This is a genomic window from Mycobacterium sp. M23085 (assembly GCF_045343915.1).
GTDB lineage: Bacteria > Actinomycetota > Actinomycetes > Mycobacteriales > Mycobacteriaceae > Mycobacterium.
This window is the reverse complement of record NZ_CP174280.1, coordinates 1767527-1789419: the sequence shown is the minus strand read 5'-3', so window position 1 is coordinate 1789419 and position 21893 is coordinate 1767527. Positions and strand designations below refer to the sequence as shown.

Sequence of the window (21893 nt, the reverse complement as noted above, 5' to 3'; positions counted from 1 at the left end):
TCATCGCGATGGCAAACATATGCCGATCTGGCCCTGGTAATTACGCTGCGACCACGTGCTTCCCGCAAGTCCTGCCAGTTCGGCGCCCGTCGTCGAGACCAAGCCCGACCTGCCAACGGTGGCTCTGGGCAGCATGATCGGCACCACCATCGAGTGGTACGACTTCTACCTGTACGCGACCGCGTCGGCGCTGGTCTTCAAACCGCTTTTCTTCCCCAACATCTCACCGACCGCGGGGACGCTGGCCTCGTTTGCCACCTACGCCGCCGGATTCGGGGCCCGCCCCCTCGGTGCGGTGCTGTCGGGGCACTTTGGCGACCGGTTGGGCCGCAAAACCGTTCTGGTGGGCGCGTTGTTGGTGATGGGTCTGGTCACCACCGCGATCGGAGCGTTGCCGACCTATGCCGAGGCCGGGCTGCTGGCGCCGGTCCTGCTGGCGTCGCTGCGCGTGCTGCAGGGACTGGCCGTGGGTGCCGAATGGGGTGGTGCCGCCGTGCTCTCGGTGGAGCACGCTCCGCCCGATCGTCGCGGACTGTTCGGCAGCTTCACTCAGCTGGGCTCACCGGCCGGCATGCTGCTGGCGACTTCGGTGTTCTTCCTCGCCCGCAGGGCCAGCGGGCCGGCCGCATTCCTCGCATACGGCTGGCGAATCCCGTTCCTGCTCAGCATTTTTCTGGTCGGCATAGGTCTGTTCGTCCGGCTCAAGCTGACCGATGCCGAAATCTTCAACCTGGTCAAGGCGCGCGACGAGCTTGCCCGGTTGCCGATAGTGGACGTGCTGCGCACCGATTCGCGCAACGTCGCCATCGCCACCGGGTTACGACTGTCGCAGATCGGGCTTTTCGTGCTGTTGACGACGTATTCGCTTACCTATCTGCAAGATTCATTCGGCAAGGGCAACTCGGTGGGCCTGATCGCGGTGCTGGTCTCATCGGCCCTCGGATTTCTGAGCACACCCGGCTGGGCGCTGCTGTCGGATCGGATTGGACGGCGGCCACCATATCTGTTCGGGGCGCTTTCCGGAGTCGTGGCCCTGGTGTTGTTCTTCGTTGCCGCCGGCAGTGGATCGGCGATGTGGGTAGTGCTGTCAATCGTGTTCGGCATCAACGTCGTTCACGACGCCATGTATGGACCACAGGCGGCCTGGTTCGCCGAACTATTCGAAACCCGGGTGCGCTACAGCGGCGCGTCGTTGGGCTATCAGGTCGGCGCGGTGCTCTCGGGCGGGTTTGCGCCGCTGATCGCCGCGTCGCTGCTGGTGGCCGGCGGCGGCCGGCCCTGGTTTATCGTGGTGTACTTCGCGGTGCTGGCGGCGCTCACGGTCACCGCCGCGCGGGCGGCGCGCGACACGCGGGGGGATGACCTCGGATGAGCGTGCCGCGCAGAATCTTTCTGAACGCCTTCGACATGGCTTGTGTCGGGCATCAATCCGCGGGCCTGTGGCGTCACCCTGACGATCAGGGGTACCGCTATCGGGAGCTGGGTTACTGGACCGAGTTGGCCCGCATCCTGGAGACCGGCGGGTTCGACGCGCTGTTCCTCGCCGATGTGCTCGGGGTTTACGACGTGTACGGGGCGTCGCGCGACGCGGCGGTCGCCGATGCCGCCCAGTTCCCGGTCAACGATCCGACCGCGGCCGTCTCGGCGATGGCGGCGGTGACCGAGGGTCTGGGCTTCGGAATCACGTTGTCGCTGACCTACGAGCAGCCGTACGCGCTGGCTCGCCGGCTCTCGACGCTGGACCATCTCACCGGCGGCCGGGTGGCGTGGAACATCGTGACCTCGTATTTAGACAGTGCCGCAAGGAATTTGGGGTTTGATGCCCAGATTCCGCACGACCAGCGTTATGAGATCGCCGACGAGTACCTCGAGGTGTGTTACAAGCTGTGGGAAGGCTCGTGGGAGGCCGACGCCGTGCTGCGCGACGCGGCGCGCGGCGTGTTCACCGACCCGGCCAAGGTGCACGACATCGAGCACACGGGCCGATATTTCTCGGTGCCCGGCCCGTTCCTGTGCGAGCCGTCGCCGCAGCGCACCCCGGTGTTGTTCCAGGCCGGGGCGTCGCCGCGGGGCGTCCGGTTCGCGGCCGCCCACGCCGAGGCGGTCTTCGTTTCGGGGCCGACGCCGCAGATCGTGCGCGGCCCGGTGCGGGCCTTGCGGACGGCCGCCGCCGAGCTGGGCCGGGACCCACGGTCCGTCAAGGTGTTCGCCATGGTGACCCCGGTGGTCGCCGCCACCCACCACGGGGCCGTCGCCAAACTGCGTGAATACCGGCGGTTCGTCAGCCCCGCCGGCGCGCTGGCATTGTTCGGCGGTTGGACCGGGGTCGACCTGGCCGAACTCGGCCCCGACGACCCGCTGAGATACGTCCAAACCGATGCCAACCGTTCGGCGCTGGCCTCGTTCACCACGGCCGCGCCCGAGCGGGCCTGGACGGTGCGGGAACTGGCCGACGAAATCGGCATCGGCGGCCGGGGCGCGGTGCTGGTGGGTTCACCGACCGAGGTGGCCGACGAACTCGAGCGGTGGGTCGAGGAGGCCGACGTCGACGGGTTCAACCTGGCCTACGTGACGACCCCGGGCACCTTCGTCGACTTCGCGAAGTTCGTTATCCCCGAGTTGCGTCGGCGGGGGCGGGTACCGGAGCGGGTGCCACGCGCAACGCTGCGCGAGCGGCTGGGTCACAACGGCCCGCTACTGCCGGCCGACCATCCCGGCGCGAAGTACCGCCGCTGAATTACGGCGCGACCGTCAGCCAATCGGCGAATCCGGACGGGTCGTGCCGGCCCAGCGCGCCGTGCTCATACAGGCCCCACCCCTCTCGCGGCTCGCCGTCGCCGTCGCGGCACACCGCGCGGCCGACATGGTCGATCACGCCGAAGCCCGCTCGGGCGATGATGGCCGGGTCGGTCATGTCGTAAGTCAGGCGCTCGGCGAACTTCTCGCCCTTCCACATGCCGTGAATCCAGTCGGAGTCGCCGCCGTAGCCGCCGCCGACGTGAATGGGCACCGGCAGCTTGGACTCGACGTCGAAGTGCACCGGGGTGCCGTCGGGGGTGGTGGCGTCGATGGTCGCGCCGGTCGGAATCCGGGTGCCCGAGCGGTAGTGGATCTTGACCCGCGGCCAGCCCAGTTGCTCCACGCGGCCGTCGCGCCAGATCCGGGTGCAGTCGTTGAGCGAGCGGAACCCGTTGGGCTCCTCCTGGATGATCAGCACGATCGCGAATTCGTCGAACGCCATGGGTACATACAGCCACCACATGCCCTCGAAGGGCGGGTCCGCGGGCCGCCCCGCGGGCTCGGCCTCGCCGATCGGGCGGATACCCCAGGATCGGTCCCGGCTGCCGATCCAGGTCGCGGGGTCGACGGCGATCTCCTCGCCGTCGACGACGATGCGCCCGCTCCAGCTGCCCAGCTGGGCGAACCGCTGCGCGTCCAGCGTCACCCGGTTACCCGAACGCAGCATGTGCGGCTGTTCCTGGACGACGTCGAAGAGCCCCTCCCAGGTGAGATCGGCTGCGATGCCTTCGGTTTCGTCGAGCACGATCCGCAGCTTGTGCAGCGGCTCGATGACCTCGACGCGGTAACCGTTGACATGCTGGTTGAGCCGGTCCTGGTCGATGGCGTCCGAAACGTGCACGGCGGTCTGGGTGTCCCCGCGCCTGATGAGCAGGAACGCATCCTTGACCCCGAGGTTGGGGTAATACCCGATGCCGCTGATCACGAAGATGTTTCCGGTGCGGTCATGGGCGTTGAAGTAGGAGCGGTCATAGAAGTTGCGGTCCGAGGAGCCCGGCCAGGCGATCGGCTGGGGGATCTGATGTACCGGGAACTCGTCGAGCGGTCCGAGCATTACTGGTCCTCTCCGATTAAGCGTCGCATCAATCCGGCGTGGTAGAACAACGATTCGACATCGTCGGGCTTTTCGGTCTCGCCGAAGTGCACCCGTCGCGCGCCGGTGCGCATGAACACGCACGCCCACATCACACCCGAGTACACGTAAAACCAGTGCAGGTCGCCGACTTCGACGCCGGCCAGCCGCGCGTAGGTGGCGCGCACGTCCTCCTCACGCATCACCGCGGGCAGTCCGGGCAGGGTTGCCAGCCCGGCGAGCTCCTGAAATACCATGTGCGCGAATATCATCCACGCCACGTCGAGCTCACGCGGCCCCAACGTCACCATCTCCCAGTCCAGCACCGCCACCGGACGGAAGTCGTCGTACAGCACGTTACCCACCCGGGCATCACCCCACAGCAGGACCGGCTCGGCGGCGGCCGCCTCGGCCGGCCAATTGGCCTCCAGCCAGTCGAACGTCCGTTCCAGCAGCGGTGATCGGCCGATGTCGGGTACCGCGAATTCATACCAGGACCACACCCAGTTGAAATGCTTGCGCAGCGCGGTGTCTCCGGCCTGTCCCTCGGTGAGAAAGCCAAATGTGCTCTGCGCGTCGGGAATCGAGTGCAGCGTAGCCAGTACGCCGACGGTGGCGTCCTGCAGTTCGCGTTGCCGCGCGGGGGGCGCGTCGGCGAACCAGTTGCCGCCGAACGTGTACGGCATGACGTCGGGCGGCACCTCACCGGCGACGTAGTCCATCACGAAGAACGGTGTGCCGAGGACGTCGCCGGTGTTCTCCAGCCAGCGCACCCGCGGCACGGGCACGTCGGTCAGCTCGCCGACTTTCCGGATGACGTCGAATTGGTGGTCGAGGCGGTAGGTCGGAAATACCTGCACATCCTCGGCGCTGGGAGCGACCCGGGCCACCAGCTTCTGCTCGGTCGGCTGCCCGTCCTGCTGCCAGCGGGTGGTCAGGATGATCGTCTCCGACGACATGCCCGTCGAGTCCACGCCGCTTTCCACGGTCACCTCGGGATTTGCGGCGTCCGGCAGTACGGTGGAAAGCCAGCGCGCCATCACCGTCGGCAACGTCGTCACGTCACGGCTGGAGCGCTGTAGCCGGTCGACATTGTCGAGCGCGGGTTCTGTTGCCATAAGGTGCCTCCTTCGTTGAGGCAATTACGATACGGTAGGTAGCGTTATGAAAGCAGACCCGTCCGACCTTGACAAGGGCGCCGGCGCCGGCGCCGGCCGCCCGCGCGATCCGCGTATCGACTCGGCGATCCTGTCGGCGACCGCGGATCTGCTTGTCCAAACAGGCTATTCCAACATCAGTTTGGCCGCCGTTGCCGAGCGCGCCGGCACCACCAAATCCGCGCTGTACCGGCGGTGGTCGAGCAAGGCCGAACTGGTGCACGAGGCCGCCTTCCCGACGGCTCCGACCGCGCTGGAGTCGCCGGCCGGCGATATCGCCGCCGACATGCGGATGATGATCGAGGCCACCCGCGACGTGTTCACCACCCCGGTGGTGCGCGCCGCGCTGCCCGGTCTGGTCGCCGACATGACGGCCGACCCCGCGCTCAATGCGCGGGTGATGTCGCGATTCGTGGACCTGTTCACCGCGGTGCGGGTGCGGCTGCGCGAGGCGGTTGACCGGGGCGAAGCCCACCCGGATGTGGATCCGGACCGATTGATCGAGCTGATCGGGGGAGCGACGATGCTGCGGATGCTGCTGCGTCCGGAAGAAGAGCTCGACGATGCGTGGGTGGAGCAAACCACGGCCATCGTCGTGCACGGGGTGCGGCGATGACGGGGCGGCTGGCCGGCCGGGCCGCGATCGTCACCGGCGCCAGCCGCGGCCTGGGCCGGGCGATCGCGCTGGCGATGGCGGCCGAGGGCGCCGCGGTGGCGGTTGCCGGGCGTACCGAAGAAGTATGGGACGAGCGATTGCCGGGGACCATCGGCGAGACGGCCGCCGAGATCGAGGCGGCCGGCGGGCGTGCCGTGCCGGTGCGGGCCGACCTGACCGACCGCGATCAGATCACCCGACTGGTGGAGTCGGCGCGAGAGGCGTTGGGCCCGATAGGAATTCTGGTCAACAACGCGGCCTTCACCGCGCCGGGGCGGCCACCGGCGCCCGGCGCGCAGCCGCATGATGGTGCCGCCAAGGCGGGTGCCGCCGCCAAACCCGGCTGGCCGGGGTTCGCCAGCACGCCCCTGCACGCCTACCGCCGGCATTTCGAGATCGCGGTGTTCGCGGCGTACGAGCTGATGCAGATGGTGTGCCCCGACATGATCGAGGCGGGTGGCGGGTCGATCATCAATATCACCTCGATCGCCTCGCGACTGCCGGGCGACGGCCCGTACCCCGATCGCAGCGGCGGCGTGCTGCCCGGCTATGGCGGATCCAAGGCCGCGCTCGAGCACCTGACCCGGTGCGCGGCCTACGATCTCACCGACCACAACGTCGCGGTCAACGCGTTGTCGCCGTCGAAACCGATTCTCACGCCCGGGCTCTCGTACTATGCCCGCAACTTCGACGACACCGCCTCGGAGGACGAATTTGCGCGCGCGGCAGTCGAATTGGCGCTGGTCGATCCCGCCCAGGTCACCGGGCGCACCATCGGTCACCTGCAGGTTCTCGATGGCAGCTTTCAGCCCTTCGCGGTTGGTTAGACCGGCGCGGTCGCCGTCACCGCGTTGATGATCACGGCGTGCACCCGGTGCCACCGCGGCGACTGGAATCCCGCTCGCCGCAGCAGCCGATCGGCGCGGCGCCTGGTACGGGCCTTGCCCTTGCGGCTGGCCGCCAAGGTTGGCATGAGCCACAGCGAGAACTGGTCGACGAGCACCAGCTGACCGCCGGGCCGCAGCACTCGAGCACACTCGGCCAGGCCCGCCTGCTGGTCGGACCAGTGGTCGAACGACGTGGTGCTGACGATCAGATCGAAGGCGTGGTCGGGGTAGTCGAGCTCTTCCGCGACCCCGTGGGTGAAAGCCAACCGGCCGTCGCGTGCGATCGATCGCGCGACGTCGACCATCTGGGGTGCGGCGTCGATCCCGGCAAGCCGCGTGGCGTTCGGATAGCGGTCGGCCAGCACGTGCAGCAGATAGCCGGTGCCGCAACCCACATCGAGGATCGCGTCAGCGGACGGCGCCGTCCGCACGGCCAGATCGGCGGTGCGGTCGCAGATCGCGTGATGCAGCCGGCCACGCCAGCCGCCGTCATAACCGGTCGCGCGGTCGTTGAACGCGCCGACGTCGCGATAGGGCGGCACCCGCTGAGTGTCCCACCCCTCCACGGCATGGAACAACTGGCCCTGGGGCCGCCTGACGTGCAAGCATGGGAAAAGTCAGTGCCGCAACGGCGGCAGGCAACCAATCGAGTGGTGTGCCAATGCCTGGTATGGACAAGCCGACAGGGCGAGTCGTGGCCCTGATCGTTCTGCTGCTCGTGGTGGCTGCCGCCCTGCGCGGCTACCTGCCCGCTCGGCTCGATGCGACACGCAGCGAGTCCGGCGGCGGGGCGGCGCTGGCGTTCGTGGTCGCGGTCCTCGCCGTGACGCTCGCAGTGGTCGCGGTCGCCGTGGTCGCGCGGTTGCGAGACCCCCGCGCGCCCGCGCCGAGTGCCGGTGGCCTGTCCGACATGCTGGGCACCGGCAAGGGGCGACCGAGCTGGCGGGTGATGTTGATCGGGCTCGGCGTGATCGTGGGCTGGCTGCTGATCGTGATGTTGCTGGGCCGGTTCTTCGCCCACGGAATCGCTCCCGGCCCGTCACCGCCCGATAGCGGGGCGGCGCCGTCGGCGAGCCCGCCCACACAGTCGCCGCCGCCGCAGCATCCGCACCGTCCTCGCGGCGCGTCGCAGAACATGCTGGGGATGCTGCTCGCCTGCACTGTCGCTATGTTGGTGATGTTCGTCGTCGGGACGGTCGCGTCGGCCCGGCGGCGCTGGCGTCCGGCGGCTCCCGGAATCACCGACGAGCCGGCGGAATCCCGGGCACCCGAGCCGCGTTCGGAGTCACTGGCGCGAGCGGCCGAACGGGGGCTGGCCGAGATGACGGACCTCAGTCGCGAACCGCGAGAGGCGATCATCGCCTGCTACGCCGCGATGGAACGTGAACTCGCACAGGTGCCCGGCGCCGTTCCGCAGGAATTCGACACCCCGACCGAGGTGCTGGCCCGCGCGGTGGAACACCACGCCCTGCACGTCGACAACGCCGTCCAATTGGTAAACCTCTTCGCCGAGGCACGGTTCAGCCCCCACGTGATGAACGAGGGCCACCGCGACGTGGCGGTCAGCGCCCTGCGGGTGGTCCTCGACGAGCTCGGCTCGCGGAGCGCCGCATGAAAAAGATTACGGTCCTGGGTGTTTGCCTCATCATCGGCATCGAAGTGCTGGCGCTGACGCAGCATGATCGACGGTTGGTATTGGCGGCGTCAGGCGCCGGGTTGGCTGTGGTGCTGCTCAGCCTCCGTCGAGCCCTGGGGCGCGGCGTCGGCACCGACGCGGAACCCGACGCCGACGATCTCGGGGATTCGTTGCGCCGCTGGCTTTCCACCACCGAGACGACGATCCGGTGGGCGGAGTCCACCCGGCTCGACTGGGACCGGCATCTGCGCCCGATGCTCGCGCGCCGTTACGAGATGACCACTGGCCAAAGGCAATCCAAAGATCGCGCGGCCTACCACGCGATGGGGCGCATGCTCTTCGGTGCTGAACTGTGGGAATGGGTCAATCCCAACAACGTCACGCGCAGCGGTGACCGCGCACCCGGTCCAGGCCGTGCGGCCCTGGAAGAGATTCTGCTAAAGCTGGAGCAGGTATGACAGGAGGCGCGATCCGAACATGACGCTGCCGGCCGCAACCACGACCGCGCACTGCGAGGCGATTCTCGACGAAATAGAACGCGTGGTGGTGGGAAAGCGCGCCGCGCTGCGGCTCATCCTCACCACCGTCCTCGCACGTGGCCACATCCTCATCGAAGACCTGCCCGGCCTGGGCAAGACGCTGATCGCGAGATCCTTTGCCGCCGCTCTGGGGCTGCAATTCACCCGGGTGCAGTTCACCCCCGACCTGTTGCCGGCGGACCTGCTCGGCTCGACGATCTACGACATGCAGTCCGGCCGCTTCGCGTTCCGGCCCGGCCCCATCTTCACCAACTTGCTGCTGGCCGACGAAATCAACCGCACTCCACCCAAAACCCAGGCCGCGCTGCTGGAGGCGATGGCCGAAGGCCAAGTCAGCATCGACGGCGAAACACACCAGTTGCCAAAGCCGTTCATTGTGCTGGCCACCGACAATCCGATCGAGTATGAGGGCACTTATCCGCTGCCCGAGGCGCAACTCGACCGGTTCGCGATCCGGCTGGAACTGCGGTATCTCAGCGAGCGGGACGAGACGTCGATGCTGCGCCGCCGCCTCGAACGCGGCTCGGCCGAACCGACGGTGAACCAGGTGGTGGATGCGCACGACCTGCTCGCCATGCGTGAATCGGTCGAGCAGGTGAGCGTGCACGAAGACGTCCTGCACTATGTGGTGTCGCTGGCCAACGCGACGCGCCACCATCCGCAGGTCGCGGTGGGCGCCAGCCCGCGCGCCGAACTCGATCTGGTGCAGCTCGCCCGCGCCCGCGCGCTACTGCTCGGGCGCGACTACGTCATTCCCGAGGATGTCAAGGCGCTCGCCATCGCGGCGGTCGCACACCGAATCACCCTGCGTCCCGAAATGTGGGTACGAAAGGTCCAGGGCGCCGACGTGATCGGCGAGTTGCTGCATCGCCTGCCGGTGCCGCGAACCGGCACCGGGACTCAAGACAAGACACCGACATGAGTCCGCGTGACATCTAGCGTTGAAGTCGAGGTCCGATGGCGCGCAGCCGAATTGACGCGGGCAATCGCGACCTGCGCGGGGTTTGCGATGGCCGCCGCCGTGATCGGTGCCCGGTGGCAGCTGATCGCCTTCGCGGCGCCGCTGCTCGGGGTGCTGTGCTCGATCAGCTGGCAGCGGCCTGTCCCGACGATTCAGGTGCATGGCGAGCCCGACGCCCAGCGTTGCTTTGAGAACGAGCAGGCACGCATCAGGGTGTGGGTCACCGAAGAAGGCGGCACATCGGCGGTCCAGGTCACGGTTCCGGACATCGCCGGCATGGAGCTCGAAATCACCGAAGCCGATGCGGCCCGGGAGATAACCGTCATGGTCACCGCGCGGCGCTGGGGCCGATATTCCATCGCGGCTCACATCGACGTCGTGGCCCGCGGTGGGCTGCTCACCGGAACCGCCACCGTCGGGGCCGCCGAAGTCATCGTGTTTCCCTTGACGCCGCCACAGCTGACGCCCATCCCGCAGACCGAGCTGCTCGACCGGTTGGGCGCCCACCTGACCCGCCATATCGGTCCTGGTGTGGAGTACGCCGACATTCGCCTATACGTGCCGGGGGATCAACTGCGCGCGGTGAATTGGCCGGTGAGCGCGCGCCGCGGCCAACTGCATGTGACACAGCGATTGACCGACCGCGCCGCCGACGTGGTGGTCCTGGTCGACGGGTACCGGCAGCCCGCGGGTCCGGCGACCGAGGCCACCGAACGAGTCGTGCGCGGGGCGGCGCAAGTGGTGCAAACCGCGTTGCGCCACGGTGATCGGGCCGGCATCGTCGCTCTGGGGGGCAACCAGCCGCGCTGGCTGGGTGCCGATATCGGGCAGCGCCAGTTCTATCGGGTGCTGGACACCGTCCTGAACGCCGGTGACCGGTTCGAACACACCACGGGCACGTTGGCGCCGCGCGCGGCGGTTCCCGCCGGGGCGATCGTCATTGCGTTCTCCACCCTGCTCGACACCGAATTCGCCTTGGCCCTGATCGATCTGCGCAAGCGTGGCCATGTCGTGCTGGCCGTCGACATCCTCGACACTTCGCCGTTCGCAGACGAACAGGACCCGCTGGTGGATCGGATGTGGGCGCTGCAACGCTCCGCGATGTATCGCGACATGGCCACCATCGGCGTGGACATCGTGTCGTGGCCGGGCGACAGCGGTCTGGAACAGGCCATGGGTGTGCTGCCCGACCGCCGGCGGCGGGTGCGGGGGCGGCTTCGTGGATAGCGCCGGCCCGGGGACGCTGGCGCAGCTGGCGGCGCCCGCGTTCGCGACGGGTTTCGGCCTGCTCATGGTGGGGCTGGCCGCCGACGGCTGGCACGGTTCCGCGGTGCTTGTCTGGGTGGCCGCGTTGATCGCGGTCGCGATCGGCATCGTATTTCGGCGCGCCGCAACGGTTGCCGTGCTGCTGGCGGCCGTCACCGTCATGTTGACCGACCCGCCGCTGATCTTCGTCGCACTGTCCGGTTTGTGCGCCGCCGCCTACCTGGTATGCCGCCACGCGGTCGGCGCGTCCGCCCGGGTGGTACTGGACAGCTGGCCCACCGCGGTTGGCGCCGTCGGGTTTACGTTCGCCGGCTTGGTTGCGACGTCGTTTCCCTGGCAGTTACCGTGGTTGCCGTTGGTCGCGCCGCTGGGCGCATTGGTGATCTACCTGTTGGCCGTCCGGCCGTTCATGAGCTGACCGGTGACGCCGGACGCTGCGTCAGTGCAGCAGCTGGGCGGCCTGGTCGGCCAGATCCAGCAGCGGCTGCGGGAAGATACCCAACACGACCGTCACCGCGGCGCATACCGCGATGGCGGCCTTGCTCAAGATGCCCGGCGCCAACACATGCGGCGTGTCTTCGGTCGCTTCGGTGAAGAACATGGACACGATCACCCGCACGTAGAAGTAGGCGGCCACCCCGCTGGCAACCACACCGACGATCACCAGAGGCGCGGCGCCGCCCTGGGCGGCGGCCTTGAAAACGGCGAGCTTGCTGACGAATCCACTGGTCAATGGGATACCGGCGAACGCCAACAAGAACATCGAAAACATCACGCCCACAATGGGGGAACGTTGCCCCAGCCCCGCCCAATGCGAGAGCGTGGCGTCCTCGACTCCGTCGGCGTCGCGGATCAGGCCGACGATGGCGAACGCGCCGACGGTGCTGAAGCTGTAGGCCAGCAGATAGAACAACGTGGCGGACAAGCCGGTGTGGTTGTCGGCGATGACGCCGGTGAGGATGAATCCGACGTGGGCGACCGACGAGTAGGCCAGCATGCGTTTGACGTCGGTCTGGTTCACCGCGGTGATGGTGCCGACCGCCATGGTCAGGATGGAGATGGTCCACAACACCGGGCGCCACTGGTCGTGCAGCGGTGGCAGCGCCACGTAGATAACCCGAAGCAGCGCACCGAAAGCCGCGACCTTGGTGGCCGCCGCCATGAACCCGGTGATGGGGGTGGGCGCGCCCTGGTACACGTCGGGAATCCACGAGTGGAACGGAACGGCGCCGGCCTTGAACAGCAGGCCGACCGACAGCAGGGCGACGCCGACCAGCGCCAACGAGGAGTCGCCGCGCGCGGCCAGCACATCACGGATGCCGGTCAGCAGCAGCGTGCCGGTCGCGCCGTAGAGCAGCGCGACGCCGTAGAGAAAGAATGCCGACGAGAACGCGCCCAGCAGAAAGTACTTCATCGCCGCTTCCTGCGAGAGCAAGCGCCGATGACGGGCCAAGCCGCACATCAGGTACAGCGGCAGGGACAACACTTCCAGCGCGACGAACATGGTCAACAGGTCGTTGGACGCGGGGAAGACCATCATGCCGCCGACGGACAGCAGCGCCAATGGGAACAGCTCGGTTTGGGCGGCGCCGGCCCGGTCGGCCTGGCGCTCGGCGTCGCTGTCGGGCACCGCCGATGCCTGTGGTGTGAAGGAGTCCAGGCCGCCCGAGCCGGCCGTGCCGACACCCACCGACACCCTGCTGTCCGCCTTGGCCTGCCTGCGCTCGGCGATGAAGATGACCGCCATCACCGCGACCAGCAGCACGGTGCCCTGCAGATACAGCGTCGGGCGGTCAATGGCCATGGCACCCAGAACCGCCGCGCGCCCCGAGCTTGGGATCGAGCGGCTCACGGCGATGACCGCGATGAACGCCGCGATCAAGCCGCCGAGTGAGAGTGTCACCTGTGCGGTATAGCGAATTCGTCTGGGCAGGAACGCCTCTGCGAGGACACCCACCACTGCGACGCCGAAGACGATGAGCGTCGGGCAGAGCAGGAAGTACTGGATGCTCGGGGTAGGAAGGGTCATCGCGGTCCTTCGGCGGTCCGGTGGAGGTCGGCCGGTCTGGGTGTTCCCACCGGGACGGTCGGCTTGGGATCGTGCTGGCCGATGGTGGTCATGGTGTTCTCGACGGCGGGATTGATGATGTCGAGCACGGGCTTGGGGTAGATGCCGAGGACCAGCAGCAACGCGATCAACGGTGCGACGACGACCAGTTCGCGGGCGCGCAGATCGCCGATCTTTTCGTTGCCGCTGGCGACCGGTCCGGTCATCACGCGCTGGTACAGCCACAGCATGTAGACGGCCGACAGCACCAGCGCGGTGACCCCGAATCCGGCGGCCAACCAGTACCGGTTGAAAGTGCCCAGCAGCACCAGGAATTCACTGACGAACGGTGCCAGGCCCGGCAACGAGAGGGTGGCCATGGCCGAGACCAGGAAGGTGCCGGCCAGTATCGGGGCCACCTTTTGCACACCGCCGTAGTCGGCGATCGATCGACTGCCGTGCCGCGCGATCAGGAATCCGGCGATCAGGAAGACCGCGGCCGTGGACAGGCCGTGGTTGAGCATGTACAGCGTCGAGCCGCTCTGTCCCTGGCTGGTCATCACGAAGATGCCCAGAATGATGAACCCGAAGTGCGAGATCGAGGTGTAGGCGATCAGCCGCATGATGTCGGTCTGGCCGATGGCGACGATGGCGCCGTAGATCACCCCGATGACCGCCAGCACGACAATCAGCGGGCGGAAATACGTTGAGGCGCCGGGGAACAGCTGCAGGCAGTAGCGCAGCATGCCGAAGGTGCCGACCTTGTCCATCACCGCCATCATCAGCACCGCGGTCGCCGGGGTGGCCTCCACCGCGGCGTCGGGCAGCCAGCGGTGGAACGGCCATAGCGGGGCCTTGATCGCGAACGCGAACATGAAGCCGAGGAACAACGCCTTGAACACCGCGGAGTCCGCACCGTACCGGCCCGAGGAGACGCCGGCCACGATTTCGCGGAAGTCGAAGGTGCCCGACCCGTGCTGCGACGTCACCACATACAGCCCGATCACCGCCGCCAGCATGATCAGCCCGCCGAACAGGTTGTACAACAAGAACTTCACCGCCGCGCGCGACCTGCCCGGCCCGCCGCCGAAACCCCCGATCAAGAAGTACATCGGGATGAGCATGGCCTCGAAGAAGACGTAGAACAGCAACACGTCCAGGGCGACGACCGAGATCAGCACCATCGACTCGATGGCCAGCGTCAGTGCGATATAGGCCTGGACGCCGCGACTGCGCTCACCCCCGTCGTTCCAGCCGGCGATCTGCAGCACCGGGATCAGCACCGCCGTCAGCAGCACCAGCACCACCGCGATGCCGTCGACGCCCAGGGTGTAGCCCGCGCCGAACGCCGGGATCCACTGGTGGCGTTCGACGAATTGGTAAGGCGCGCCACCGGTTTTGAACCCGACGGTGACGACGACGGCCACCGCCAGGGTCAGCACGCCGAACGCCAGACCGGTCCACTTGGCGAGCTGCCGCAATCCGGGCGGCAGCAGGATGATCAACACGGCGCCGGCCAGCGGCACCAGCCACAGCACGCTCAGCCATGGAACGCTATTCACCAGCGCCGCTCCTTATCATCGCTTCGTCGCCCGCAAGCGGACCGTGGCCCCACTGCATCGTCGCCGGCGCACATCACCACAGCCGCATCGCCAGGATCAGCGCGACCACGAGCACCGCGCCCGTCAGCATCGACAATGCGTAGTTGCGGGCGAAGCCGGTTTGCAGCCCCCGCAACCGATTCGACGTCGAACTCACCAGTGCCGCCAGCGCGTTGACCGACCCGTCTACACCCGCATTGTCGACCTCAACGAGGGCGTGAGTCAGCTGCGCACCGGGGCGCATGAAGACCTCTTCGTTGAAAGCGTCGGCGTAGAAGTCGTTGCGTACCGCCGTCGTCAACGCCGACACGGAGAGCGGAGCCACCCGGGGGATCGGGGTCTTCGCGTACAACCGGTAGGCCACCGCGATGCCGATCACCACGACACCCAGCGCCAGCGCGGAGCTGACCCAGACCGGATACGCATGGGTGACTTCCTCGTGCTTCCCGACGACCGGCTCGAGCCAGCGCTGCAGGGTGCCACCCACCGCCAGCAGGCCACCGGAGAATACCGAGCCGACGGCGAGCAAGATCATCGGCCAGGTCATCAGGGCCGGCGCCTCGTGTGGGTGGGCGCCCGGCCCCCAGCGCTTTTTGCCGAAGAAGGTCATCATCATCACCCGCGTCATGTAGAACGCGGTGACGCCGGCGCCCAGCAGGGCGGCGCCACCCAGCAGGTAACCCCGAATGCCACCGGCGGCCAGCGCCGCCTCGATGATGGCGTCCTTGGAGAAGTAGCCCGCAAACGGCGGCACGCCGATGATCGCGAGGTAGCCGAGGCCGAAGGTGACGAACGTGATGGGCAGCGCCGCCCGCAGACCGCCATAGCGGCGCATGTCCTGTTCTTCATGCATCGCGTGGATCACCGCGCCGGAACCGAGGAACAACCCGGCCTTGAAGAAGCCGTGGGTGAGCAGGTGCATGATCGCGAAGGCGTAGCCGGCCGGGCCGAGGCCGGCCGCCAGCACCATGTAGCCGATCTGGCTCATCGTCGATGCGGCCAGCGCCCGCTTGATGTCGTCCTTGACGCAGCCGATGAACGCTCCGAGCAGCAGCGTGACCGCACCCACGATGACCACGGCCAGCCGTGCATCGGGGGACAGGTTGTACAGCGGGTTGGACCGCACGATCAGATACACCCCGGCGGTCACCATGGTGGCGGCATGGATCAGCGCCGACACCGGGGTAGGGCCCTCCATGGCATCACCCAGCCAGGCCTGCAACGGGACTTGCGCGGACTTGGCGCAGGCGCCCAGCAGCAACAGCAATCCCATGGCGGTCAGCGCACCGTGACCGGCCGCGGGCGCGCCGGCGAACACCCCGGCGTACGACAGGGTGCCAAAGGTGCTGAACATCAAGAACATTCCCAGCGCCAGCCCGGCATCGCCGACCCGGTTCATCACGAACGCCTTCTTGGCCGCGGTGGCCGCCGTCGGCTTGTGGTACCAGAACCCGATCAGCAGGTAGGACGCCAGGCCGACGCCTTCCCAGCCGACGTAGAGCACCACGTAGTTGTCGGCGACAACCAGCAACAGCATCGACGCCAAAAACAGGTTGAGGTAGCCGAAAAACCGTCGGCGATCGGGGTCTTCGGCCATGTAGGCGACCGAATAGATGTGGATCAGTGACCCGACGCCGGAGATCAGCAGCACGAAACACACCGACAGCTGATCGATTTGCAGGCCGAAGTCGACCTGGAGCTGGCCGACCGGGATCCAGCTGAAAACCTTCTGGTGGATGACTCGGTTGTCGGCCGCGCGGCCGAGCAGCTCGTTGAGCAGGCCCAGGCCCACCACGAATGCCGCGAGCGCGGTGGCGCAGCCCAGCCAATGCCCCCACCGGTCGGTGCGCCGCCCGCCGAACAGCAGGATTGCGGCGCCCGCCAATGGCAGCGCCACCAGCAGCGGAGTGTATTGAGTCATGTTGGCGTCTTCAGCCTTTGAGTAGGTTCGCGTCGTCGACGGACGCCGATTTGCGGGTACGGAAGATGGTCATGATGATGGCCAGGCCGATGACCACCTCGCAGGCGGCGACCACCATCGTGAAGAACGCGATCATCTGCCCGTCCAGGTGGCCGTGCATCCGCGCGAACGTGACGAACGCGAGGTTGACCGCGTTCAGCATCAACTCGACGCACATGAACATCACGATGGCGTTGCGGCGCAACAACACACCGCAGGCCCCGATGGTGAACAGCAACGCCGAAACATACAGGTAATTAGCCGGATTCACGACGTACCGCCTTGGGAGAGACTCGGGCTCGGCTCGGGGGACGGGGTCTTCTTGCCGTCGGCGCCGCGGCTCTGCAGGATCGGCGACACCGAAAGCTTCGAGTATGAGCCGTCGGGCAGCAAGGCGGCAACGTCGACGGCGTTGTGGCGCGCGTACACGCCGGGGTTGGGCATCGGGGTGGGGTGCCCGCCCGGCCGGAAACGTTCCTGGGAGAGTTCGCGCTGCGTCTTGCGGCGCTCGAAGCGCTCACGGTGCGCCAGCACCATCGCCCCGACGGCCGCGGTGATCAGCAGCGCACTGGTCAGCTCGAACGCCCACAGGTACCGCGAAAAGATCAGTGCCGCCAGCCCTTCCACGTTGCCGTTGGCGTTGGCGGTGGTCAGCCCGGCGAAGCCGCCGGTGGCCACGTTGCCGATGGCGGCGATGAGCAGAATGCCGAAGCCGATACCGGCCACCGCCCCGGCGATGCGCTGACCGCGCAGCGTCTCCTTGAGCGATTCCGCGGAGTCCACACCGATCAGCATCAGCACGAACAGGAACAACATCATCACCGCGCCGGTGTAGACCACGACCTGAACCACACCCAAAAACAGCGCGTCCTGGATCATGTAGAAAATGGCCAGGATGATCATGGTCATCGCCAGGAACATCGCCGAGTAGACGGCGTTGACGGCGGTGACCACCCCGATCGCGCCGATCACGGCCAAAACGCCCAGCACCCAGAAGGCGACCGCTTCGCCGGTCGAGGTGCGGACGATGGTGTCCTGGGCAAAACTTGACGCCACGGTGACGGCGTGCCCGGTCAATCCGGTCACCGGGAGTCTCCAGCCTGCTGGGTCTGGCGCAACCCGTGCGCCGTCACATTGCCCTGGTAGTAATCCTTGTCGGTGGCGCCTTCGGTCCTGGGGTGCGGCGGCGCGAGCATGTCTGGCAGCAGGGGCGCCAGCAGCCGGTCCTTCTCGTAGATCAGGTCGGCGCGATTGTCGTCGGCCATCTCGTAGTCATTGGTCATCGTCAGCGCGCGGGTGGGGCACGCCTCGATGCACAACCCGCACCCGATGCACCGCAGATAGTTGATCTGGTAGACGCGGCCGTAGCGTTCGCCGGGCGAATACCGGAGTTCCTCGGTGTTGTCCGCACCCTCGACATAGATGGCGTCGGCCGGGCACGCCCAGGCGCACAACTCGCACCCGATGCATTTCTCCAGGCCGTCGGGGTAGCGGTTGAGCTGGTGCCGGCCGTGGTAACGCGGTGCGACTGGCCCCGGCTTTTCCGGATACTCCTCGGTGACATTGCGTTTGAACATCGATCCGAGCGTCACGCCGAATCCGGCCACGGCGTCCAAGAATTTAGCCACGTGCTGTCTCCTTGCTCGCGGCCGTCAGGGCTTTCGCTGGCAGCGGCGGTGTCGGGAATGCCGGTGTGGAGCCCGATCCGGCGGGCAGCTTCTTCGCCTCGCGGCGCAGCTGTTTCTCCAGCGCGCGAATGCCCGGCGCGCTGAACGGCTTTCGTAGCAACAGCACGAGCACCGTGGCGAACACCACGCTGCTGATGACCAGAATGGGGGTCCAGTGCTGGTAGCCCTGATTCTGCAGCGTGCGAATCACCGCGGCGATCAGCACCCAGACCAGCGAGGCCGGGATCAGCAGTTTCCAGCCCAGCCCCATGAACTGGTCGTAGCGCAGCCGGGGCAGCGAGGCCCGCAGCCAGAAGTAGATGAACAGGAAGGTCCACATCTTCGCGGTGAACCAGAGCACCGGCCACCAGCCGGTGTTGGCGCCGGCCCACATGTTCAGCGGCCACGGCGCGTGCCAGCCGCCGAAGAACAGGACGGTGGCCAGCGACGAGACCGTCATCATGTTGACGTACTCGGCCAGCATGAACATCGCGAACTTCAGCGACGAGTACTCCGTGTGGAAGCCCGCGACCAGCTCGCCCTCGGCCTCCGGCAAATCGAAAGGCGCGCGGTTGGTTTCGCCGACCATCGAGATCAGATAGATCAGGAACGACGGCAGCAGCAGGAACACGTACCAGACCCGGTCCTGCGCCGCGACGATCTGCGACGTCGACATGGTGCCCGCGTAGAGGAAGACCGCCGCGAACGACAGTCCCATGGCCACCTCGTAGGAGATGACCTGGGCGGTGGAGCGCACCCCGCCCAGCAAGGGGTAGGTGGACCCGGAAGCCCAACCGCCCAGCACGATTCCGTACACGCCGATCGCCGACAGCCCCAGGATGAACAGCACCGCCACCGGCAGGTCGGTCAGCTGTAGCGGTGTGCGGTGGCCGAACACCGACACCACCGGACCGAACGGGATGAACGCGAAGGCGGTGAATGCCGGGATCGTGGAGATCACCGGCGCGGCGAAGTAGACGAACTTGTCGACACCACCCGGGGTGATGGTTTCCTTGAGCGCCAACTTGATTCCGTCGGCCAGGCTCTGCAGCACACCCCACGGCCCCGCTCGGTTGGGGCCGGGCCGCAGCTGCATCCAGCCGAGAATCTTGCGTTCCAGCAGGATGGCCACGAGCACGTTCAGCATCAGGAACACGAAGATCGCCAGGGCCTTGCCGAGCACCAGCCACCAGGTGTCGTGCCCGAATGCGGTCAAGCCGGTCACTTGCCAACTCCGATCTTGACTGTGCTGCCAACCGATACGCCGAGTTGGCGGTGCACCGACGAGCCGGGCGAGTTCACCGGAAGCCACACCACCCGGTCGGGCATGTCGGTGATCACCAGCGGCAGGCTGATGGATCCGTGCGGCGTGCTGATCGTCACCGCGTCGCCGTCGGCGGCGCCGACTTCGGCGGCCGTATCGGCGGACAGCCGGGCGACGGGTTTGCGCGCGGTTCCCGCCAGATGTGGCTCACCGTCCTGCATGCGGCCGTTGTCCAGCAGCATCCGCCAGCCGGCCAATATCGCCTCACCCGCGGCCGGCTGGGCGACTTCCGGCGCGGCGACGTCCGGGCCGGCGGGACGCTTGCCGTCCCAGTGCCGCAGCGCGGCCAGTTCGTCGCGGGCCACCCCGACGGTGGACATGCCCAGATACACACCCATTTCGTCGGCGAGCGTGTCGAGCACCTGATGGTCGGATTGGCTGGCCTGCTGGGCGGTGCCGCGCAGCGCGGCTTCGAACGGCCGGATGCGGCCCTCCCAGTCGATGAATGCTCCGGCCTTCTGCGTCGTCGGCGCGACCGGGAAGACGACGTCGGCGCGGTCAGTGACGGCGCTGTGCCGCAGCTCGAGGCTGACCACGAAGCCGACGCCGTCCAGCGCCGCCAGCACGGCCTGCGGATCGGTGAAGTCGTCGGGCTCGACACCACCCACCAGCAACGCGCCCAGCGTGCCGTCGGCGGCGGCGGCCAGGATGGCGTCGGCGTCACGTCCACGGGCAGAAGGCAATGTGGACACGTTCCACGCCTGCGCGACCTGCGACCGGGCCGTCTCGTCGTCGACCGGACGGCCACCGGGCAGCAGGCCCGGCAACGCACCGGCCTCTAGCGCGCCCCGCTCGCCCGCGCGCCGTGGCACCCAGGCCAGCCGGGCGCCGGTGGTGTCGGCGAGCCGGGCCGCGGCGGACAATCCGCCGGGCACCGCGGCCAGCCGTTCGCCGACCATGATCACCGCACCCGCGGTAGAGAGCAGGTCGCCCACCTCGCCGGTGGCCAACCCGTCGAGCGCCGACGCCTCGGCGCCGGGAACGGTTTTGATCAGCCGCCCGGACATCTTGGTCAGCGCGCGGGTGGCAAACGGCGCGATGGCGTAGACCGGCAAGCCGTGCTTGCGGACCGCCTTGCGCAACCGCAGGAAGACGATGGGCGACTCGTCCTCGGGCTCGAAGCCGACCAGGACGACGACCGGTGCCGATTCCAGATCGGCGTAGCTGACGGTGATCGGCTTGCCCGCTATCCGCGCCGCCAGGAAGTCGGCCTCCTCGACCGAACTCGGCCGGGCGCGGAAGTCGATGTCGTTGCTGCCCAGCACGATTCGCGCAAACTTGGAGTAGGCGTAGGCATCCTCGAGGGTCGCCCGGCCGCCGACCAGCACGCCGGTGCGGCCAAGCGCCGCTTCCAGGCCCTTTGTCGCGACGGCGATCGCATGCGACCACGAGGCCGGTTGCAGCGAGCCGTCGGCGTCGCGGATCAGGGGAGTGGTGATCACATCGGCCTGGGTTGCGTAGGTGAAGGCCCACCGGCCCTTGTCGCAGTTCCACTCTTCGTTGACTTCGGGATCGTCACCGGCCAGCCGTCGCAGCACCTTGCCGCGGCGGTGATCGGTTCGCTGGGCGCATCCGGACGCGCAGTGCTCACAGATGCTGGGGCTGGAAACCAGGTCGAACGGACGCGCCCGGAACCGGTACGAGGTCCCGGTCAGCGCCCCCACCGGGCAGATCTGCACCGTGTTGCCCGAGAAGTACGAGTCGAACGGTTCGTCGGCGTAGATGCCGACCTGCTGGAGGGCGCCCCGTTCTTGCATGTCGATGAAGATGTCGCCGGCGATCTGCTCGGAGAACCGCGTGCAGCGCGCACACAGGATGCAGCGCTCCCGGTCCAGCAGGACCTGCGACGAGATGTTGATCGGCTTGGCGAAGGTGCGCTTGACATCGGTGAACCGGGAATCGGTGCGGCCGTTGGACATTGCCTGGTTCTGCAGTGGGCATTCACCGCCTTTGTCGCACATCGGGCAGTCCAGCGGGTGGTTGATGAGCAGCAGCTCCATCACGCCGTGCTGGGCCTTGTCGGCGGCCTCCGACGTGAGCTGGGTGCGCACCACCATGTCGTCGGTGGCGACCGTGGTGCAGGAGGCCATCGGCTTGCGCTGGCCTTCCACCTCGACCAGACACTGCCGGCACGCGCCGACCGGCTCCAGCAGCGGGTGGTCGCAGAACCGGGGGATCTGGATGCCCATCAATTCGGCCGCCCGGATCACCAGAGTCCCCTTGGGAACGCTGATCTCGTTGCCGTCGATGGTCAGCGTCACCATGTCCGGCGGACGGACCTCGTCACCGGTCTCGGTCTTGGCCGCACTCGTCATGGGTGCC

General features: G+C 67.5%; 20 protein-coding genes. 9 read left to right on the top strand and 11 right to left on the bottom strand.

Annotated elements, in window-relative coordinates; translation table 11 throughout:
* Window positions 1-133 precede the first annotated feature (133 nt).
* Window positions 134-1372, top strand: coding sequence for an MFS transporter (locus ACIUM1_RS08040; RefSeq protein ID WP_406817590.1), 1239 nt, complete (start codon window positions 134-136; stop codon window positions 1370-1372).
* The gene (locus tag ACIUM1_RS08035) at window positions 1369-2736 is read left to right on the top strand and encodes an LLM class flavin-dependent oxidoreductase (RefSeq protein WP_406816670.1); all 1368 of its coding nucleotides are present in this window, start codon (window positions 1369-1371) and stop codon (window positions 2734-2736) included. The genes ACIUM1_RS08040 and ACIUM1_RS08035 overlap by 4 nt, the downstream gene beginning before the upstream one ends.
* A gap of 1 nt (window position 2737) precedes the next feature.
* Here the strand turns inward: ACIUM1_RS08035 and ACIUM1_RS08030 are convergent, their stop codons facing one another.
* On the bottom strand, window positions 2738-3853 hold the full coding sequence (locus tag ACIUM1_RS08030) for a hypothetical protein (RefSeq protein ID WP_406816669.1): 1116 nt from the start codon (window positions 3851-3853) through the stop codon (window positions 2738-2740).
* Window positions 3853-4989 (bottom strand): phosphotransferase family protein, encoded by a 1137-nt coding sequence (locus tag ACIUM1_RS08025; RefSeq protein WP_406816668.1) that lies wholly within the window; start codon window positions 4987-4989, stop codon window positions 3853-3855. Before ACIUM1_RS08025 ends, ACIUM1_RS08030 begins: the two co-directional genes overlap by 1 nt.
* Window positions 4990-5035: 46 nt before the next feature.
* Here ACIUM1_RS08025 and ACIUM1_RS08020 point away from each other — a divergent pair, with 46 nt between their 5' ends.
* Complete coding sequence (locus ACIUM1_RS08020) at window positions 5036-5644, top strand: TetR/AcrR family transcriptional regulator (RefSeq protein WP_406816667.1); 609 nt, start codon at window positions 5036-5038, stop codon at window positions 5642-5644.
* Complete coding sequence (locus tag ACIUM1_RS08015; protein ID WP_406816666.1) at window positions 5641-6510, top strand: SDR family NAD(P)-dependent oxidoreductase; 870 nt, start codon at window positions 5641-5643, stop codon at window positions 6508-6510. Before ACIUM1_RS08020 ends, ACIUM1_RS08015 begins: the two co-directional genes overlap by 4 nt.
* On the opposite strand, the gene ACIUM1_RS08010 is transcribed toward ACIUM1_RS08015, so the two are convergent.
* On the bottom strand, window positions 6507-7175 hold the full coding sequence (locus tag ACIUM1_RS08010; RefSeq protein WP_406816665.1) for a class I SAM-dependent methyltransferase: 669 nt from the start codon (window positions 7173-7175) through the stop codon (window positions 6507-6509). The two genes, ACIUM1_RS08015 and ACIUM1_RS08010, sit on opposite strands and share 4 nt — an antisense overlap.
* Before the next feature lie 65 nt (window positions 7176-7240).
* Here ACIUM1_RS08010 and ACIUM1_RS08005 point away from each other — a divergent pair, with 65 nt between their 5' ends.
* From ACIUM1_RS08005 to ACIUM1_RS07985, 5 genes are read left to right on the top strand one after another with little or no spacing between them, the layout of a single operon-like run.
* Complete coding sequence (locus tag ACIUM1_RS08005) at window positions 7241-8185, top strand: DUF4129 domain-containing protein (protein ID WP_406816664.1); 945 nt, start codon at window positions 7241-7243, stop codon at window positions 8183-8185.
* Entirely contained in the window at window positions 8182-8664 is a 483-nt protein-coding gene (locus ACIUM1_RS08000) for a hypothetical protein (RefSeq protein ID WP_406816663.1), read from the top strand. The genes ACIUM1_RS08005 and ACIUM1_RS08000 overlap by 4 nt, the downstream gene beginning before the upstream one ends.
* Before the next feature lie 19 nt (window positions 8665-8683).
* Window positions 8684-9667 (top strand): AAA family ATPase, encoded by a 984-nt coding sequence (locus ACIUM1_RS07995; protein WP_406816662.1) that lies wholly within the window; start codon window positions 8684-8686, stop codon window positions 9665-9667.
* Between the two features lie 6 nt (window positions 9668-9673).
* A complete protein-coding gene (locus ACIUM1_RS07990) occupies window positions 9674-10933 on the top strand; it encodes a DUF58 domain-containing protein (RefSeq protein ID WP_406816661.1) in 1260 nt (419 codons plus the stop codon).
* Window positions 10926-11390 carry a hypothetical protein gene (locus ACIUM1_RS07985; protein ID WP_406816660.1) on the top strand — a complete coding sequence of 155 codons (465 nt, stop codon included), beginning with the start codon at window positions 10926-10928 and terminating at the stop codon, window positions 11388-11390. Before ACIUM1_RS07990 ends, ACIUM1_RS07985 begins: the two co-directional genes overlap by 8 nt.
* A 21-nt stretch (window positions 11391-11411) precedes the next feature.
* On the opposite strand, the gene nuoN is transcribed toward ACIUM1_RS07985, so the two are convergent.
* The 8 genes from nuoN to ACIUM1_RS07945 form a co-directional block, all read right to left on the bottom strand.
* Complete coding sequence (gene nuoN / locus ACIUM1_RS07980) at window positions 11412-13001, bottom strand: NADH-quinone oxidoreductase subunit NuoN (RefSeq protein WP_406816659.1); 1590 nt, start codon at window positions 12999-13001, stop codon at window positions 11412-11414.
* The gene (locus ACIUM1_RS07975) at window positions 12998-14581 is read right to left on the bottom strand and encodes an NADH-quinone oxidoreductase subunit M (RefSeq protein ID WP_406816658.1); all 1584 of its coding nucleotides are present in this window, start codon (window positions 14579-14581) and stop codon (window positions 12998-13000) included. Before ACIUM1_RS07975 ends, nuoN begins: the two co-directional genes overlap by 4 nt.
* 73 nt (window positions 14582-14654) lie before the next feature.
* On the bottom strand, window positions 14655-16541 hold the full coding sequence (nuoL, locus tag ACIUM1_RS07970) for an NADH-quinone oxidoreductase subunit L (protein ID WP_406816657.1): 1887 nt from the start codon (window positions 16539-16541) through the stop codon (window positions 14655-14657).
* A 10-nt stretch (window positions 16542-16551) separates the two neighbouring features.
* Entirely contained in the window at window positions 16552-16851 is a 300-nt protein-coding gene (gene nuoK, locus ACIUM1_RS07965; RefSeq protein WP_406816656.1) for an NADH-quinone oxidoreductase subunit NuoK, read from the bottom strand.
* Entirely contained in the window at window positions 16848-17636 is a 789-nt protein-coding gene (locus tag ACIUM1_RS07960; protein ID WP_406817589.1) for an NADH-quinone oxidoreductase subunit J, read from the bottom strand. Before ACIUM1_RS07960 ends, nuoK begins: the two co-directional genes overlap by 4 nt.
* Before the next feature lie 26 nt (window positions 17637-17662).
* Window positions 17663-18157 (bottom strand): NADH-quinone oxidoreductase subunit NuoI, encoded by a 495-nt coding sequence (gene nuoI / locus ACIUM1_RS07955; RefSeq protein ID WP_406817588.1) that lies wholly within the window; start codon window positions 18155-18157, stop codon window positions 17663-17665.
* A 43-nt stretch (window positions 18158-18200) separates the two neighbouring features.
* The gene (gene nuoH, locus ACIUM1_RS07950) at window positions 18201-19463 is read right to left on the bottom strand and encodes an NADH-quinone oxidoreductase subunit NuoH (protein ID WP_406817587.1); all 1263 of its coding nucleotides are present in this window, start codon (window positions 19461-19463) and stop codon (window positions 18201-18203) included.
* Between the two features lie 5 nt (window positions 19464-19468).
* Complete coding sequence (locus ACIUM1_RS07945) at window positions 19469-21886, bottom strand: NADH-quinone oxidoreductase subunit G (protein WP_406816655.1); 2418 nt, start codon at window positions 21884-21886, stop codon at window positions 19469-19471.
* Between the last annotated feature and the right edge of the window lie 7 nt (window positions 21887-21893).

Excerpts from the sequence above, each read along its gene's own strand:
- ACIUM1_RS08040 (WP_406817590.1), top strand. The coding sequence starts at position 134 with ATGATCGGCACCACCATCGAGTGGTACGACTTCTACCTGTACGCGACC.
- ACIUM1_RS08035 (WP_406816670.1), top strand. The coding sequence starts at position 1,369 with ATGAGCGTGCCGCGCAGAATCTTTCTGAACGCCTTCGACATGGCTTGT.
- ACIUM1_RS08030 (WP_406816669.1), bottom strand. The coding sequence starts at position 3,853 with ATGCTCGGACCGCTCGACGAGTTCCCGGTACATCAGATCCCCCAGCCG.
- ACIUM1_RS08025 (WP_406816668.1), bottom strand. The coding sequence starts at position 4,989 with ATGGCAACAGAACCCGCGCTCGACAATGTCGACCGGCTACAGCGCTCC.
- ACIUM1_RS08020 (WP_406816667.1), top strand. The coding sequence starts at position 5,036 with ATGAAAGCAGACCCGTCCGACCTTGACAAGGGCGCCGGCGCCGGCGCC.
- ACIUM1_RS08015 (WP_406816666.1), top strand. The coding sequence starts at position 5,641 with ATGACGGGGCGGCTGGCCGGCCGGGCCGCGATCGTCACCGGCGCCAGC.
- ACIUM1_RS08005 (WP_406816664.1), top strand. The coding sequence starts at position 7,241 with ATGGACAAGCCGACAGGGCGAGTCGTGGCCCTGATCGTTCTGCTGCTC.
- ACIUM1_RS08000 (WP_406816663.1), top strand. The coding sequence starts at position 8,182 with ATGAAAAAGATTACGGTCCTGGGTGTTTGCCTCATCATCGGCATCGAA.
- ACIUM1_RS07995 (WP_406816662.1), top strand. The coding sequence starts at position 8,684 with ATGACGCTGCCGGCCGCAACCACGACCGCGCACTGCGAGGCGATTCTC.
- nuoN (WP_406816659.1), bottom strand. The coding sequence starts at position 13,001 with ATGACCCTTCCTACCCCGAGCATCCAGTACTTCCTGCTCTGCCCGACG.
- nuoL (WP_406816657.1), bottom strand. The coding sequence starts at position 16,541 with ATGACTCAATACACTCCGCTGCTGGTGGCGCTGCCATTGGCGGGCGCC.
- nuoI (WP_406817588.1), bottom strand. The coding sequence starts at position 18,157 with ATGTTCAAACGCAATGTCACCGAGGAGTATCCGGAAAAGCCGGGGCCA.
- ACIUM1_RS07945 (WP_406816655.1), bottom strand. The coding sequence starts at position 21,886 with ATGACGAGTGCGGCCAAGACCGAGACCGGTGACGAGGTCCGTCCGCCG.